This is a genomic window from Pseudomonas sp. Mn2068 (assembly GCF_049319725.1).
GTDB classification, from domain to species: Bacteria; Pseudomonadota; Gammaproteobacteria; order Pseudomonadales; family Pseudomonadaceae; genus Aquipseudomonas; species Aquipseudomonas gingeri.
This window is the reverse complement of the sequence record NZ_JBMOUG010000003.1, coordinates 274466-289318: the sequence shown is the minus strand read 5'-3', so window position 1 is coordinate 289318 and position 14853 is coordinate 274466. Positions and strand designations below refer to the sequence as shown.

Here is a 14853-nt window from a genome sequence, read left to right as displayed (position 1 = left end):
GGCTTGCTGACGATGAGGCCCCAGAGTGCAGCGTTGATCTCAAGGATGCCATCGCCGGCAAGCCGGCTCCTACAATGATCGTGCTTGGCGCGATCTTCAGGTCACCTTGTTCAAATCGCTGTAGCGCGTTTCCTTCAGGCAGAAGATCGCAATCAGGCTCAGCGCCGCCGCCCCCGATACATACCCCCCGACCCAGCTCAGGCCGCCCATCGTCACCAGTTTCTGGGCAAAGAACGGTGCCGCCGAGGCCCCGACGATGCCGCCCAGGTTATAGGCCGCCGATGCGCCGGTGTAACGCACGTGGGTAGGAAACAGCTCCGGCAGCAAGGCCCCCATCGGGGCGAAGGTGATCCCCATCAGGAACAGTTCGAGGCACAGGAACAGGGCGACGCCTGTGGTCGAACCATGGCCCAGCAGCGGCTCCATGGTAAAACCGGACAGCAGTGCCAGCACCCCGCCGAGAATCAGTACCGGCTTGCGGCCGAAGCGGTCGCTGGCCCAGGCCGCCAGTGGCGTGGCCGCGGCCATGAACAGCACGGCAAAACACAGCAGTCCGAGGAAGGTCTCGCGGCTATAGCCGAGGTTGGCGACGCCGTAGCTCAGGGAAAACACCGCCGAGATATAGAACAGCGCGTAGCACACCACCATCGCCACGGAGCCCAGCAGCACCGGCACCCAGTAGCGGCTGAACAGCTCGACCAGCGGCATCTTCACCCGCTCCTGGCGCGCCACGGCATTGGCGAAGACCGGGCTTTCCTCCAGTTTGAGGCGAACGTACAGGCCGACTATCACCAGCGCGGCACTGAGCAGGAACGGAATACGCCAGCCCCAGGAACGGAACTGCTCATCGCTGAGGGTCATGGCCAGGATCAGGAACAGGCCGTTGGCGGCGAGAAAACCGATCGAGGGGCCCAGTTGCGGAAACATGCCGAACCAGGCGCGCTTGCCTTCGGGGGCGTTTTCGGTCGCCAGCAGCGCGGCTCCGCCCCATTCCCCACCCAGTCCCAGGCCCTGGCCGAAGCGCAGCAGGCACAACAGGATCGGCGCCCAGGCACCGATGGTGGCGTAGCCGGGCAGTACGCCGATCAGCGTGGTGCAGATGCCCATCAGCAGCAGCGAGGCGACCAGGGTCGATTTGCGCCCGATGCGATCACCGAAGTGGCCGAACAGGATTGAGCCCAGCGGGCGGGCCAGGAAGGCGATGCCGAAGGTCAGGAAGGCCGAGAGCATCTGCGCGGTGCCGTCGGTCTGCGGGAAAAACACCGGACCAATGACCAGGGCGGCGGCGGTGGCATACACATAGAAATCGTAGAACTCGATGGCCGTGCCGATAAAACTGGCGGTCGCCACCCGCGAGGTGGAGTTCAGCGGCTTGTTCGGCGTGGCGTCGTCAAAGGTGGTGCTGGAGGTCATTACGGGCTTCCCTGAAAGTCTTGCGCGTACGCGTTATTAGTATGAACACCCAGGGATAAGGGCTTATTCCCGTGCGACCGGTTGTGAGTGTCGGCGGCGGCGGGTGATGACAAGGCAGTGCTGGCCGGAAAAGGCTGGGCGCGGGTAGGCGGGCATTCCGGCGGGGCTGGATAAGCCCACCCGATTATAGGAATGCGCCGCTGGATCGAACAAGAGCGACGATCATGCGATGTGTGGAGATGACCTGAAACCGGCAAGGCTTCAGGTTGAAACGCCATACTGTGGGAGCCGGCTTGCTGGCGATGAGGCCGGTAAGTCCTGCATTGACCTTGCGGGCGCCATCGCTGGCAAGCCAGGCTCCTACAGGGTTGCGCAGTGATTTTGAATTACGCGGATGGCCTTGTCGTTGGGAGAGTGCTGGTGTGCCAGACCAGGACCTTGCTGACGCGGTTGTCCTCGGTTTCGAGGATCTCCAGGCGATAACGGCCGATCTTCAGGCAGACCGCGCTGTCCGGAATGGTTTCCAGGGCTTCGGTGACCAGGCCGTTGAGGGTCTTCGGACCATCGCTGGGCAGGTGCCAGCCCAGGCTCTTGTTCAGTTCGCGGATCGAGGCGGCGCCTTCGATCACCAGGCGGCCATCGGCTTGCGGATGGATATGCGGGTTGTTGAGGCTGTGCTCGCTCTCGAATTCGCCGACGATTTCTTCAAGGATGTCTTCCAGGGTGACGATGCCCAGCACTTCTCCGTATTCGTCCACCACCATGCCCTGGCGGCGTTGCTGCTTGTGGAAATTCAGCAGTTGCAGTTGCAGCGGCGTGCTTTCCGGCACGAAGTACGGCTCGCGACAGGCTTCGAGCAGGGAGGCCTTGGTCAGGCTGGCATCGAACAGCAGGTGAAGGATCTGGCGGGTATTGAGCACCGCCTCGACCTGGTTGATGTCGCTGTGGAACACCGGCAGGCGGGTGCGTCGGTTCTTCAGCAACTGCGCGATGATGTCCTCGATGGAGTCGTCGAGATTGATCCCGTCCACTTCGCTGCGGGGCACCAGGATGTCGTTGACCGTGATGTTGTGCAGTGCCTGGATGCTGGACAGCGACGGGTGGCGTGCCGGATGTTCCGGTTCGTCTTCCGGATCGAGCGGGGGTTGGTCTTCATCGCTCTGCTTGACCGTGCCGGCCTTGCTGATAAAGGGCCGCAGCAACAGACGGGCGGCACCGTCGAGCAGCCAGGCCGCGGGGTAGAGGATCTTCAGCGGGACGCCGAGCAGGGCGTTGCCGATCGCCAGGATGGCTTCGGGATAGCGGGCGGCGAGCAGCCGCGGCAGGTAGTCGGCGAATACCAGCAGGGCGATGGTGCTGCCCAGGCAGGCCAGCCAGGGCCCGTGTTCACCCCAGAGCAGCAGCGAGAGCAGGGTGGCGATGATCACCGCGACGATGCGGCACAGGGTGTTGCAGAAGATCAGGCTGTCCCGCGGGAAGCTCAGGCGTGCGGCGGGTTTGTCACCCGAGCGCGAGGCCGGGCGCTGTGCCGTGAGCAACTGCTGGGCGACTTCGATGGCGGTGAACAGCGCCGACCAGAGGATCAGCAGGGCCAATACAGCGAGCATCGGCCCGGCGGGCAGGTTGTCCATGATCTCGGCCCGTCAGATGTGCAGGATGTATTCGCGGACCAGCTTGCTGCCGAAATAGGCCAGCATCAGCAGGCAGAAGCCGGCCAGGGTCCAGCGGATTGCCTTGTGCCCGCGCCAGCCGAGACGGTTGCGGCCCCACAGCAGCACACTGAACACGATCCAGGCCAGGCAGGCCAGCAGGGTCTTGTGCACCAGGTGCTGGGCGAACAGGTTCTCGACGAACAGCCAGCCGGAGATCAGGGACAGCGACAGCAGTGTCCAGCCGGCCCAGAGGAAACCGAACAGCAGGCTTTCCATGGTCTGCAACGGCGGGAAGTTCTTGATCAGGCCTGAAGGGTGCTTGTGCTTGAGCTGGTGGTCCTGCAACAGCAGCAGCAGGGCCTGGAACACCGCGATGGTAAACATGCCATAGGCGAGGATCGACAGCAGGATATGCGCGAGGATGCCCGGTTCCTCATCGATGATCTGCACCGTGCCCGACGGCGCGAACTGCGCCAGCAGCACCGTCAGCAGGCCCAGCGGGAACAGCAGGATCAGCAGGTTCTCCACGGGGATCCGCGAACAGGCGACCAGGGTCAGGGCGATCACGGCGACGGCGATCAGGCTGGCGGCGTTGAAGAAGTCCAGGCCCAGTCCGACCGGGGTCGCCAGGTGGGTGCACAGGGCGATCGCGTGGGCCAGCACGGCGAAGATGCCGAGCCCGACCAGCAGGCGTTTGTCGGCCTTGGCACACTGGCGCAGGCGAGTGCCTTGATAGAGAGTCGCAGCGGCATACAAGCAGGCGGCGGCGAGGCTGGTCAGCAAACTGGGTGACAAAGGAAGCATAAGTCCTGGGAAGCGAGCCCGAAAGGCGCTGAGTTTGGCATACAACCGCCAGTCCACGAAAGACCGTGGCGCTAGTGCCGCGCACGCAGTCTCGCTATAATCCGCGACCTGCCCACGCCGCAGGCTCGCCAGGCACGCTTTTGACTACGCTGGCGGCCTATTACCTCGGTTCTATTATTAGGGGCCTCAAAGGATCGCGCATGTTTGAAAACCTGACCGACCGTCTCTCGCAGACGCTGCGCCATGTCACCGGCAAGGCCAAGCTGACCGAGGACAATATCAAAGACACCCTGCGTGAAGTGCGCATGGCGTTGCTCGAAGCCGACGTCGCCCTGCCGGTGGTGAAGGACTTCGTCAATTCGGTCAAGGAACGCGCCGTCGGCACTGAAGTGTCGCGCAGCCTGACGCCGGGCCAGGCGTTCGTGAAGATTGTCCAGGCCGAACTCGAAAGCCTGATGGGCGCCGCCAACGAAGACCTGAACCTGAGCGCCGTGCCGCCAGCGGTCATCCTGATGGCCGGCCTGCAGGGCGCGGGCAAGACCACCACCGCCGGCAAGCTGGCGCGCTTCCTCAAGGAGCGCAAGAAGAAAAGCGTGATGGTGGTGTCGGCGGACGTCTACCGTCCGGCCGCGATCAAGCAGCTGGAAACCCTGGCCAACGACATCGGCGTGACCTTCTTCCCGTCCGATATCAGCCAGAAGCCGGTGGCCATCGCCGAAGCGGCTATCAAGGAAGCTCGCCTCAAGTTCATCGACGTGGTCATCGTCGACACCGCCGGTCGTCTGCATATCGATGCCGAGATGATGGGCGAGATCCAGCAGTTGCACGCGGCGATCAAGCCCGTGGAAACGCTGTTCGTGGTCGACGCCATGACCGGCCAGGACGCCGCCAACACCGCCAAGGCCTTTGGCGACGCGCTGCCGCTGACCGGTGTGATCCTGACCAAGGTCGACGGTGACGCCCGTGGCGGTGCCGCGCTGTCGGTCCGTGCCATCACCGGCAAGCCGATCAAGTTCATCGGCATGGGTGAAAAGAGCGAAGCGCTCGACCCCTTCCACCCGGACCGGATCGCTTCGCGCATCCTCGGCATGGGCGACGTGCTCAGCCTGATCGAGCAGGCCGAGGCGACGCTCGACAAGGACAAGGCCGACAAACTTGCCAAAAAGCTGAAGAAGGGCAAGGGCTTCGACCTCGAAGATTTCCGCGACCAGCTGCAACAGATGAAGAACATGGGCGGCCTCGGCGGCCTGATGGACAAGCTGCCGAACATCGGCGGCGTCAACCTGGCGCAGATGGGCAATGCCCAGGGTGCGGCAGAGAAGCAGTTCAAGCAGATGGAAGCCATCATCAACTCGATGACCCCGGCCGAACGCCGCGACCCCGAGCTGATCAGCGGCTCGCGCAAGCGCCGCATCGCCATGGGTTCCGGCACCCAGGTGCAGGACATCGGGCGCTTGATCAAGCAGCACAAGCAGATGCAGAAGATGATGAAGAAATTCTCCGCCAAGGGCGGTATGGCCAAGATGATGCGCGGCATGGGCGGCATGTTGCCCGGCGGCGGCATGCCGAAAATGTAAAGAATCTGCGCCGGCTGTCATGTCGGCGTTGCCCCGCACGGACGCGGGGATCTCCAGCAAACCCGCGCTACGCGGGAGCTGACCTGCCGTTTTTCACGACGGCTCTATGGCAAATCTTGATTGCATGGCGCCAGGCGCCGGAAAAAGTCATTTGCAAAAGTCCGGATATTCCTTAGAATATGCGGCCTTTCGGGCACCCATGCCCGCTGTGCATTTAGATTTGCAGCACCGACTACAGGAACGATGTTCACATGCTAACAATCCGTCTTGCCCTTGGCGGCTCCAAAAAGCGCCCGTTTTACCACCTGACCGTAACCGACAGCCGCAACGCTCGTGACGGTTCGCACAAAGAACAAGTGGGTTTCTTCAACCCGGTTGCTCGTGGTCAGGAAGTTCGTCTGTCCGTGAACCAAGAGCGCGTAGCCTACTGGCTGAGCGTTGGTGCACAACCTTCTGAGCGCGTTGCTCAGTTGCTGAAGGAAAACGCTAAGGTTGCGGCCTGAGCAATATGAACGCGACGCCGGCTTCTACCGATGATTTGATCGTTATCGGCAAGATCTACTCTGTTCATGGCGTTCGCGGCGAAGTGAAGGTTTATTCCTTTACTGATCCAATTAAAAACCTGTTGGACTACAAAACCTGGACGCTCAAGCGCGAAGGTAGCGTGAAACAGGTAGAGCTGGTCAGCGGGCGTGGGAACGACAAGTTCCTGGTCGCGAAGCTCAAGGGTCTCGATGATCGTGAAGAAGCGCGTCTTCTGGCCGGTTATGAGATCTGCGTGCCGCGCAACCTGTTTCCTGAACTGACCGACGGCGAGTACTACTGGTACCAGCTGGAAGGTCTCAAGGTCATCGACACCCTCGGGCAACTGTTCGGGAAGATCGATCACCTGCTGGAGACTGGCTCGAACGATGTCATGGTGGTCAAGCCTTGTCCGGGCAGCCTGGATGATCGCGAACGCCTGTTGCCCTATACGGAGCAATGCGTGTTGGCTGTCGACCTTGCCGCTGGCGAGATGAAGGTGGATTGGGATGCGGACTTCTAAGCGATGGCTAGCCTGCGCGTAGAAGTGATCAGTTTGTTTCCCGAAATGTTTTCCGCCATCAGCGACTACGGCATCACCAGTCGTGCGGTGAAACAGGGGCTCTTGCAGCTGACCTGTTGGAATCCGCGGGACTACACGACCGATCGACATCACACTGTGGATGATCGCCCATTTGGCGGTGGTCCGGGCATGGTGATGAAGATCAAGCCCCTTGAGGACGCCCTGGTTCAGGCCAAGGCAGCAGCAGGGGAGGCGGCGAAGGTGATCTACCTGTCGCCCCAGGGCCGGCAACTGAATCAGTTGGCGGTACGCGACCTGGCGAACGAGGAAGCCTTGATCCTCATTGCAGGTCGTTACGAAGGCATTGACGAGCGCTTTATAGACGCTCATGTCGATGAAGAGTGGTCGATTGGGGACTATGTTCTTTCCGGTGGCGAGCTGCCGGCGATGGTCCTGATAGATGCGGTTACACGACTGCTGCCCGGAGCTTTAGGGCATGCGGACTCCGCGGAGGAAGATTCCTTCACGGATGGTTTGCTGGATTGCCCGCACTACACCCGTCCGGAGGTGTATGCGGATCAGCGTGTTCCCGACGTGTTGCTCAGTGGCAACCACGCACATATCCGGCGTTGGCGTCTGAAGCAGTCCCTTGGCAGGACCTCGGAACGACGCGCCGATCTTCTGGAAAGCCGCTCGCTTTCTGGAGAAGAGAAGAAGCTGCTCGAGGAATACATCCGCGAGCGGGACGATAGTTAACAACGTATCGATGGTAGATCAGACGATTTACCTTAGGAGCACAGCATGACTAACAAAATCATCCTTGCACTCGAAGCAGAGCAGATGACCAAAGAGATCCCTACCTTTGCCCCGGGCGACACTATTGTCGTTCAGGTGAAAGTGAAGGAAGGCGACCGTTCGCGTCTGCAGGCGTTCGAAGGCGTGGTAATTGCCAAGCGTAACCGTGGTGTGAACAGCGCGTTCACCGTACGTAAAATCTCCAACGGTGTTGGCGTAGAGCGTACTTTCCAGACCTACAGCCCGCAAATCGACAGCATGGCTGTCAAGCGTCGCGGTGACGTACGTAAAGCCAAGCTGTACTACCTGCGCGACCTGTCGGGTAAAGCAGCTCGCATCAAGGAAAAACTGGCCTGAGTCCAGCTTCCGATGCAGAAAAAAGCAGCCTACGGGCTGCTTTTTTGCATTTCGGGTTTTGAAAAATCCGTTTGCCGCTGTCACAGTGGGATTGCAATGAACACCTTGCAGGAGCCGGCTTGCCAGCGAGTGGCCCTTGAGTCTTGTCGCGCCTGGGGGACGCCATCGCCGGCAAGCCAGCTCCACAGTGCTCATCTGCTTATCGCCTTTTGCTTGTCGAGCCCTTATGCCAGCCATCGATCATCCCCTTATCGACCAGTTCCTCGACGCCCTGTGGCTGGAGAAAGGTCTCTCGGACAATACCCGTGATGCCTATCGCAGCGACCTTGCGCTGTTCAACGGCTGGTTGCAGGACAAGGGCCTGGAATTGCTCAATGCCGGTCGCGAGCTGATTCTCGACCACCTGGCCTGGCGTCTGGAGCAGGCCTACAAACCGCACTCCACTGCGCGTTTTCTTTCCGGTGTCCGGGGCTTCTACCGCTACCTGTTGCGCGAAAAGCTGATCGCCGTCGATCCGACCCTGCAGGTGGAGATGCCGCAGTTGGGTCGTCCGTTGCCCAAATCCCTGTCGGAAGCTGACGTCGAAGCCCTGCTGAAAGCGCCGGACCTGAGCGAGGCCATCGGCCAGCGCGACCGGGCCATGCTGGAAGTGCTCTACGCCTGCGGGCTGCGGGTGACGGAACTGATCAGCCTGACCCTGGAACAGGTCAACCTGCGCCAGGGCGTGCTGCGGGTCATGGGCAAGGGCAGCAAGGAGCGCCTGGTGCCGATGGGCGAGGAGGCGATTGTCTGGGTCGAACGCTACATGCGCGATGCCCGTGGCGAACTGCTGGGCGGGCGGCCGAGCGACGTGCTGTTTCCCAGCCTGCGCGGCGAGCAGATGACCCGCCAGACCTTCTGGCACCGGATCAAGCACCAGGCCAAGGTCGCCGGTATCGGCAAGTCGCTGTCCCCGCATACCCTGCGGCATGCCTTCGCGACCCATCTGCTCAACCACGGTGCCGACCTGCGGGTGGTGCAGATGCTGCTGGGGCACAGCGACCTGTCGACCACCCAGATCTACACCCATGTCGCCCGTGCCCGCCTGCAGGACATGCACGCCAGGCATCACCCGCGCGGCTGAAGCTGCTGCGCAAAGCACAGATGCTGCCGAGCACCAGGCACAGAGTGGTGCGAGGTCTATTTCTTCGCTGTTCCTCCAGGTTCCGCGGCTCCGGACGCACGAATTCGAGCCCGGATAAACTGGGCTACGCTGAATTCGATGGCCGTAGTCGCATCCTCCTGTAGTCGCGTAGCCGTTTAGCCGGGCAGCAACCCAGTGGTTGACCAAGGATTGCTATTCAGGCGACCGACGCCACCTCCCCTCAGTTTTTGTGGCCGACTTTTTCCAAGGTATCTGGAGAAAAGTATGTCTATCAAAAAAGGAAGTAACAAAAGAAACAAACCCCTGTCCAGGAAAGTAAAAGCCAATGCCGTCAACGGGCGCGGTGTGAGCCGGCGGCGCTTTATCCAGAGTGGCTTGACCGTCGCGGCGGCCCTGTCGCTCAGTGGTATTCCCTATATGGCCAAGGCGGTCACGGGAAAAACGGTCGCGATTCTGGGTGGTGGCGTGGCCGGATTGACGGCGGCCCATGAATTGATCGAACGGGGCTACCAGGTGACGGTGTATGAGCGTCGCGCATTGGGTGGCAAAGCCCGCAGTATTCCGGTTCCCGCTACCGGAACGAATGGCCGCCTGGATTTACCCGGTGAGCACGGCTTTCGCTTTTATCCCAATTTCTACCACAACCTTCCCGATACGCTGAGGCGCATTCCCTACAGCGGCAATGCCCATGGCGCCTGGAACAATCTCGTTGCCCTACAGGCGTTCCTGATTGCGCTCACGGGACGTCCTGACTTTTACGTGGATACCACCACGGTTCTGTTGTTTCCGGGCACGCCCGCGGGCATTCCCCTGGCCCTGACGTCCCTGGTCAATCTGCTTTCGGCGGGTCTGCAGATTCCCCCTCTCGAATTGGCTTTTTTTGTCCAGAAACTGCACGTATTCATCACCAGTGGCGATTTGCGGCGCCTGGGACAATGGGAAAAAATGAGTTGGTGGGAGTACACCCAGGCGGCCAGCAAGTCCGCCGCCTATCAGCAATTGCTGGGCCGGATCATCATCGGCTTCGTGGCCGCGCGCCCCGAAATTGCCAGTGCGCGCACCATAGGGCAGGCGGTGGAAGGTTTTTTCTACAGCTACGCCAAGCGCGATGTCGATAATCCGTTTGCCGGTATCCTGCGGGTGATGAATCGTCCCACCAACGAGGCCTGGATCACCCCCTGGGCGCAATACCTGACGGCGTCAGGCGTCACCTTCAGTGTGGGAACGCAAGTCACCGCGCTCAACTTCAGCAATGGCCGCATCACCAGTGCACAAGCGACCGATGCCAATAATGCCGGGATGACCATCAATGCCGACTATTTCGTGCTTGCCGTGCCCGCGGAGCGTGCGGTGCCCTTGATGACTCCGGCCATGTTGGCTGCCGACCCTCAGTTGGGCCGTATCGCCAATCTGCAAACACGCTGGATGAATGGCATACAGTTTTTCCTGACCGCGGCCACCGACATTCCGCTGATGGAATGCATCGACTCGCCCTGGGCCATTGGTGGAGGGACGCAAGCGCAACTATGGCCCGCTGGTTTTTCTACGACCTATGGCGATGGCAATGTGAAGGATGTGTTGTCGATCATCATTGCCGAGTGGACGGTGCCCGGTATCGTTTATAACAAACCGGCCAATCAGTGCACGCCGCAGGAAATCGTCAATGAGGTGTTGGCGCAGATCAGGGCGGGGCTGGACAATGGCGCCAGTCTGCTCCCGGACAGCCTGATTCATTCCTGGTTTCTCGACCCTGGCCTGTCCAATGTCGGGACGGGCAATGTTCACAACGACGATCCTCTGTTGGTCAATACACCCGACTCGTGGAGTAATCGACCGGACACGAGTACCCAGATCGGCAATCTCTTTTTGGCCGGTGATTACATACGGGCCACGGGATTCGACCTGGCATGCATGGAAACCGCCAATGAAAGTGGGCGACGAGCCGCCAACGCCGTGCTTACCGCCAGCAACAGTTCGGCAGCGCCGGCCACGATCGTGACGCGCTATAAGGAGCCGTTGCTGGCATTGGATCAGTCGCTGGACGACACGCTGTATCGTCTGGGCCTGCCCAATCAATATGACTTGATCTCGCCTTATCGACCGGGTTCATCGTAGGATTCGGGGGCTGGGTGATTATCCGACTCCCTGGCGCCTCGCATCGCCGGGAGTCGGTCATGCCGACCTTATGTGGTAGGCTTTACCCGTTTGCACGATGGGCGGTCGGAACCCGGATCTGCTGATCGGTGTTTACCGTCCCATGAGTTGCCCGCCTTCAGGAGTTCCCATGCGTTTGACCCAGATTTTCGCCGCTGCTGCCCTCGTCCTGGCCAGCTCCCTGGTCCTGGCCGATGACACCGCCGAACAGGCGATTCGCAAGAGCCTCGACAGCCTCCAGCTGGAAACCCCGGTGGAGAGCATTACCGCCAGCCCCCTGGCCGGCCTGTACGAAGTCAAGCTCAAGGGCAGCCGCGTACTGTATGCCAGCGCCGACGGCCAGTTCGTCATGCAGGGCTACCTGTTCCAGCTCAAGGACGGCAAGCCGGTCAACCTGACCGAAAAGACCGAGCGCCTGGGCATCTCCAAGCTGATCAACGGTATTCCGGTGGCTGAGACCGTGGTCTATCCGGCCATCGGCGAAACCAAGTCGCATATCACCGTCTTCACCGACACCACCTGCCCGTATTGCCACAAGCTGCACGCCGAAGTGCCGGCGCTGAACAAGATGGGCATCGAAGTGCGTTATGTCGCCTTCCCGCGCCAGGGCCTGGGTTCGCCGGGTGACGAGCAGTTGCAGGCGGTGTGGTGCTCGGCCGACAAGAAAACCGCCATGGACCAGATGGTCGATGGCAAGGAAATCAAGGCCGCCAAGTGCGCCAACCCGGTCTCGAAACAGTTCGCCCTCGGCCAGTCGATCGGGGTCAACGGTACACCGGCCATCGTCCTGGCTGACGGCCAGGTGATTCCGGGCTACCAGCCGGCGGCACAAGTTGCCAAACTGGCCCTGGCCGCCAAGTAATCCAGCCTCGTCGCGGTCGCCTTTGACGAGCAAGACCCCGGGCATCTGGCCCGGCGGTCCTAAACAGCAAGCCGCTGGTGGTCCAGCGGCTGTTTTCCACGGCCGACCTCGCGTCGGCCGTTTCATGGGGAGTTAAGAGTGAAACCGGTCAAAGTAGGCATCTGTGGGTTAGGTACCGTCGGTGGCGGCACCTTCAACGTACTTCAGCGTAACGCCGAGGAAATTGCTCGTCGTGCCGGGCGTGGAATCGAAGTGGCGCAAATCGCCACCCGCACGCCAAAGCCTCAGTTCCAAACGACCGGTATTGCGATTACCAACGATGTCTTCGAAGTGGCCACGAACCCTGAGATCGACATCGTCATAGAGCTGGTGGGCGGCTATACCGTTGCCCGCGAGCTGGTACTCAAAGCGATCGAGAACGGCAAGCACGTGGTCACCGCGAACAAGGCGCTGATCGCCGTGCACGGCAATGAAATCTTCGCCAGGGCCCGCGAGAAGGGCGTGATCGTCGCGTTCGAAGCGGCCGTGGCCGGCGGCATCCCGGTGATCAAGGCGATCCGCGAGGGCCTGTCCGCCAACCGTATCAACTGGGTCGCCGGTATCATCAACGGCACCGGCAACTTCATCCTCACCGAGATGCGCGAGAAGGGCCGCGCCTTCGAGGACGTGCTGGTCGAGGCCCAGGCCCTGGGTTATGCCGAAGCCGATCCGACCTTCGACGTCGAAGGCATCGATGCCGCGCACAAGCTGACCATCCTGGCGTCCATCGCGTTCGGCATTCCGCTGCAGTTCGACAAGGCCTACACCGAAGGCATCACCCAGCTGACCACCGCCGACGTCAACTATGCCGAGGCCCTGGGCTATCGCATCAAGCACCTGGGCGTGGCGCGCAGCACCGCTGCCGGTATCGAGTTGCGGGTCCACCCGACGCTGATCCCGGCCGATCGCCTGCTCGCCAACGTCAATGGCGTGATGAACGCGGTCATGGTCAATGGCGACGCCGCTGGTTCGACCCTGTTCTACGGTGCCGGTGCCGGCATGGAACCGACCGCTTCGTCGGTTATCGCCGACCTGGTGGACGTGGTGCGGGCCATGACCTCCGACCCGGAGAATCGCGTACCGCACCTGGCCTTCCAGCCGGACTCGCTGTCGGCCCATCCGATCTTGCCCATCGATGCTTGCGAAAGTGCCTACTACCTGCGTATCCAGGCCAAGGACCATCCGGGCGTCCTGGCCCAGGTCGCGAGCATCCTGTCGGAGCGCGGGATCAACATCGAATCGATCATGCAGAAGGAAGTCGAAGAGCATGACGGCCTGGTGCCGATGATCCTGTTGACCCACCGCGTGCTGGAACAGCACATCAACGACGCCATCGCTGCGCTGGAGGCCCTGCAAGGTGTGGTCGGCCCTGTCGTGCGGATCCGCGTCGAGCACTTGAACTAAGCCGGCAGCGCCGAATTAGAGAGGAATTCTTCATGCGTTACATCAGTACCCGCGGCCAGGCACCGGCCCTGAACTTCGAAGACGTGCTGCTGGCCGGCCTGGCCAGCGACGGCGGCCTGTACGTGCCGGAAAACCTGCCACGTTTCACCCAGGAAGAAATCGCTTCCTGGGCCGGCCTGCCGTACCACGAGCTGGCGTTCCGGGTCATGCGCCCGTTCGTCACCGGCAGCATTCCGGATGCCGACTTCAAGAAGATCCTGGAGGAAACCTACGGGGTCTTCGCCCATAACGCCGTCGCGCCGCTGCGCCAGCTCAATGGCAACGAATGGGTGCTCGAGCTGTTCCACGGCCCGACCCTGGCGTTCAAGGACTTCGCCCTGCAACTGCTCGGCCGCCTGCTCGACTACGTGCTGGAAAAGCGCGGCGAGCGCGTGGTGATCGTCGGCGCCACCTCCGGCGATACCGGCTCGGCGGCCATCGAGGGTTGCAAGCACTGCGAGAACGTCGACATCTTCATCCTCCACCCGCACAACCGGGTGTCGGAAGTGCAGCGGCGGCAGATGACCACCATTTTCGGTGAGAACATCCACAACATCGCCATCGAAGGCAACTTCGACGACTGCCAGGAAATGGTCAAGAACAGCTTCGCCGACCAGAGCTTCCTCAAGGGCACGCGCCTGGTCGCGGTGAACTCGATCAACTGGGCGCGGATCATGGCCCAGATCGTCTACTACTTCCACGCGGCCCTGCAGTTGGGCGGCCCGGCCCGCTCGGTGGCATTCTCGGTGCCGACCGGCAACTTCGGCGACATCTTCGCCGGCTACCTGGCGCGCAACATGGGCCTGCCGATCAGCCAGTTGATCGTCGCCACCAACCGCAACGACATCCTGCACCGCTTCATGAGCGGCAACCAGTACGTCAAGGAAACCCTGCACGCGACCCTGTCGCCGTCCATGGACATCATGGTTTCGTCGAACTTCGAACGCCTGCTGTTCGACCTGCACGGGCGCAATGGCGCGGCCATCGCCGGCCTGATGGACACCTTCAAGCAAGGTGGCGGTTTCAGTGTCGACCAGGATCGCTGGACCGAGGCGCGCAAGCTGTTCGACTCCCTGGCCGTGGACGACGCCCAGACCTGCGAGACCATCGCCGAAGTCTTCGCCCAGACCGGCGAGGTGCTCGACCCGCACACCGCCATCGGCGTCAAGGCCGCCCGTGAGTGCCGTCGCAGCCTGGATACCCCGATGGTGATCCTGGGTACTGCGCACCCGGTCAAGTTCCCTGAAGCAGTAGAGAAAGCGGGTGTAGGAAAAGCGCTTGAGCTGCCAGCACACCTTTCCGATTTGTTTGAAAGAGATGAGCGTTGCACGGTCCTGGCCAACGACCTGAAAGCCGTACAGGCCTTTGTCAGCCAGCATGGCAACCGCGGCAAGCCGCTCTGACCGACTAGAACGGTCACACTTTAGAGCCCGCCCCTTGGCGGGCTTTATCGTTTTTGCGTGCCAAACTTGCGCCCTGTTTTTTCATGTTCCAAAAAAGGGGTCAGGTACTTCGTCATGGTGTTTCAGCGCAGAACGCGATATTCCACTCTGGCATGGCTGCTATTG

13 protein-coding genes are annotated in these 14853 nt (G+C 61.3%); 10 read left to right on the top strand and 3 right to left on the bottom strand.

Annotation, left to right across the window (positions count from 1 at the left end; all coding sequences use genetic code 11):
- Nucleotides 1–96 precede the first annotated feature (96 nt).
- The 3 genes from ACL9RJ_RS09275 to ACL9RJ_RS09265 all read right to left on the bottom strand — a co-directional run bounded on the left by ACL9RJ_RS09275 (nucleotide 97) and on the right by ACL9RJ_RS09265 (nucleotide 3869).
- Nucleotides 97–1413 carry an MFS transporter gene (locus ACL9RJ_RS09275; RefSeq protein ID WP_422765159.1) on the bottom strand — a complete coding sequence of 439 codons (1317 nt, stop codon included), beginning with the start codon at nucleotides 1411–1413 and terminating at the stop codon, nucleotides 97–99.
- A 386-nt stretch (nucleotides 1414–1799) separates the two neighbouring features.
- Nucleotides 1800–3044 (bottom strand): HlyC/CorC family transporter, encoded by a 1245-nt coding sequence (locus tag ACL9RJ_RS09270; protein WP_177108685.1) that lies wholly within the window; start codon nucleotides 3042–3044, stop codon nucleotides 1800–1802.
- Nucleotides 3045–3056: 12 nt separating this feature from the next.
- The gene (locus ACL9RJ_RS09265) at nucleotides 3057–3869 is read right to left on the bottom strand and encodes a cytochrome C assembly family protein (RefSeq protein WP_042934507.1); all 813 of its coding nucleotides are present in this window, start codon (nucleotides 3867–3869) and stop codon (nucleotides 3057–3059) included.
- A gap of 200 nt (nucleotides 3870–4069) precedes the next feature.
- Between ACL9RJ_RS09265 and ffh the strand changes: the two genes are divergently transcribed.
- The 10 genes from ffh (at nucleotide 4070) to thrC (ending at nucleotide 14688) form a co-directional block, all read left to right on the top strand.
- Complete coding sequence (ffh, locus tag ACL9RJ_RS09260) at nucleotides 4070–5446, top strand: signal recognition particle protein (RefSeq protein WP_017124059.1); 1377 nt, start codon at nucleotides 4070–4072, stop codon at nucleotides 5444–5446.
- Between the two features lie 251 nt (nucleotides 5447–5697).
- Nucleotides 5698–5949 (top strand): 30S ribosomal protein S16, encoded by a 252-nt coding sequence (gene rpsP, locus ACL9RJ_RS09255; RefSeq protein ID WP_017124058.1) that lies wholly within the window; start codon nucleotides 5698–5700, stop codon nucleotides 5947–5949.
- A gap of 5 nt (nucleotides 5950–5954) precedes the next feature.
- A complete protein-coding gene (gene rimM, locus ACL9RJ_RS09250) occupies nucleotides 5955–6491 on the top strand; it encodes a ribosome maturation factor RimM (protein WP_177085648.1) in 537 nt (178 codons plus the stop codon).
- 3 nt (nucleotides 6492–6494) lie between these two features.
- Nucleotides 6495–7247 (top strand): tRNA (guanosine(37)-N1)-methyltransferase TrmD, encoded by a 753-nt coding sequence (gene trmD, locus ACL9RJ_RS09245; RefSeq protein ID WP_040064517.1) that lies wholly within the window; start codon nucleotides 6495–6497, stop codon nucleotides 7245–7247.
- A 45-nt stretch (nucleotides 7248–7292) separates the two neighbouring features.
- The gene (gene rplS, locus ACL9RJ_RS09240) at nucleotides 7293–7643 is read left to right on the top strand and encodes a 50S ribosomal protein L19 (protein WP_003175895.1); all 351 of its coding nucleotides are present in this window, start codon (nucleotides 7293–7295) and stop codon (nucleotides 7641–7643) included.
- Between the two features lie 226 nt (nucleotides 7644–7869).
- Nucleotides 7870–8766, top strand: coding sequence for a site-specific tyrosine recombinase XerD (gene xerD / locus ACL9RJ_RS09235; RefSeq protein ID WP_422765157.1), 897 nt, complete (start codon nucleotides 7870–7872; stop codon nucleotides 8764–8766).
- A 285-nt stretch (nucleotides 8767–9051) separates the two neighbouring features.
- Nucleotides 9052–10902, top strand: a complete 1851-nt coding sequence (locus ACL9RJ_RS09230) for a hydroxysqualene dehydroxylase (protein WP_422765156.1) — start codon at nucleotides 9052–9054, stop codon at nucleotides 10900–10902.
- Between the two features lie 169 nt (nucleotides 10903–11071).
- Complete coding sequence (locus tag ACL9RJ_RS09225) at nucleotides 11072–11803, top strand: DsbC family protein (protein ID WP_017124053.1); 732 nt, start codon at nucleotides 11072–11074, stop codon at nucleotides 11801–11803.
- A 138-nt stretch (nucleotides 11804–11941) separates the two neighbouring features.
- Complete coding sequence (locus tag ACL9RJ_RS09220; RefSeq protein ID WP_042934504.1) at nucleotides 11942–13246, top strand: homoserine dehydrogenase; 1305 nt, start codon at nucleotides 11942–11944, stop codon at nucleotides 13244–13246.
- Between the two features lie 32 nt (nucleotides 13247–13278).
- Complete coding sequence (gene thrC / locus ACL9RJ_RS09215; protein WP_017124051.1) at nucleotides 13279–14688, top strand: threonine synthase; 1410 nt, start codon at nucleotides 13279–13281, stop codon at nucleotides 14686–14688.
- Nucleotides 14689–14853: the final 165 nt, after the last annotated feature.